Annotated in this window: 1 protein-coding gene; it reads right to left on the bottom strand. The window is 66.1% G+C overall.

Annotation, left to right across the window (positions count from 1 at the left end; genetic code table 11):
- Nucleotides 1–53 precede the first annotated feature (53 nt).
- On the bottom strand, nucleotides 54–1295 hold the full coding sequence (locus AB4Z09_RS29065; protein ID WP_174910361.1) for an IS256 family transposase: 1242 nt from the start codon (nucleotides 1293–1295) through the stop codon (nucleotides 54–56).
- Nucleotides 1296–1426 lie beyond the last annotated feature (131 nt).

The raw sequence follows: 1426 nt of genomic DNA, 5'->3' as shown, positions 1-1426 counted from the left end.
GGTCAAGTCCAGAGGCGTGGTGTAACGAGGTCGCCGCGTGATTCCTCGCGGGGCTATGCGGTCAGGGCGGGTGTGACCTCCTCGGTGGGTTCGGTGGTGTCGGCGGGCTTGTCTCCGCGGGCGTGGGCGAGGACGTCGAGGCCGAGGTAGCGGCGTCCCTCGATCCACTCGTCGTGTTGTTCGGCGAGCACGGCGCCAACGAGGCGGATCAGGGCGGCGCGGTCGGGGAAGATCCCGACGACGTCGGTGCGTCGGCGGATCTCCTTGTTCAACCGCTCTTGCGGGTTGTTGGACCAGATCTGTCGCCAGATCTGTTTCGGGAACGCAGTGAACGCGAGTAGATCGACCCGGGCTCCGTCGAGGTGGTCGGCGACCTTCGGGAGCTTCTCGGTGAGGGCTTCGATGATCCGATCATATTGTGCGTGAACGGATTCCGAATCGGGTTGGTCGTAGACCGAGTGCAGCAGCGTGCGCACCCACGGCCACGACGACTTCGGGGTGACCGACATCAAATTCGTCGCGTAGTGGGTGCGGCAACGCTGCCAGGAAGCACCGGGCAGGGTGGCGCCGATCGCCGCGACCAGGCCGGCGTGGGCATCGGAGGTCACCAACTTCACCCCGGACAGGCCGCGGGCGACCATCCCGCGGAAGAACGTGAGCCAGCCGGCACCGTCCTCGGCGGAGGTGACATCGATGCCCAGGATTTCGCGGTAGCCGTCCGCGTTGACCCCGACCGCGACCAGGGCGTGGACGTTCACCACCCGCCCGTTCTCGCGGACCTTGAGCACGAGGGCGTCGGCGGCGACGAACGTGTACGGGCCGGCGTCGAGGGGGCGGCTGCGGAACGCCTCGACCTGCTCGTCCAACTCTTTCGCCATGATGCTGACCTGGGACTTCGAGAGCGAGGTGATGCCCAACGTCTCGACCAGCTTCTCCATCCGGCGGGTCGACACCCCGAGCAGATAGCAGGTCGCGACCACCGTGGTCAGGGCCCGCTCCGCGCGCTTGCGGCGCTCGAGCAGCCAATCCGGGAAGTAGCTTCCCGAACGCAGTTTCGGGATCGCGACGTCGAGGGTCCCGACGCGGGTGTCGAAGTCTCGGTGCCGGTATCCGTTGCGCGAGTTGATACGTTCGTCGGAGCGTTGCCCGTAGCCGGCGCCGCACAGGACGTCGGCTTCGGCGCCCATCAGCGCGCGGATGAACATTGTGAGCAGCTCGCGCAGCAGGTCCGGGCTTGCTCCGGTGAGTCGGTCTTCGACGAGCTGGCGCAGGTCTATATCGTGGGCAGTGGTCATCGTGTGGTCCTGTCTCGAGTCGACTTGGTAGGTCTCTCGAAGAATCACGCGGTGACCGTCTTTCGTTCGGCTACGACACGCCGGCCATCTCAATCGGCTCCGGTTCGTACACCATCTTCATGGACGCAACC

This window comes from Rhodococcus sp. TAF43, from assembly GCF_052113525.1.
In the GTDB taxonomy this organism is placed as follows: domain Bacteria; phylum Actinomycetota; class Actinomycetes; order Mycobacteriales; family Mycobacteriaceae; genus Prescottella.
The sequence above is the reverse complement of the archived record's forward strand: the minus strand, read 5'-3'. Positions and strand labels throughout refer to the sequence as shown.

Bases quoted from the DNA above. Each gene is read 5' to 3' on its own strand.
- AB4Z09_RS29065 (WP_174910361.1), bottom strand. From the start codon at position 1,295: ATGACCACTGCCCACGATATAGACCTGCGCCAGCTCGTCGAAGACCGA.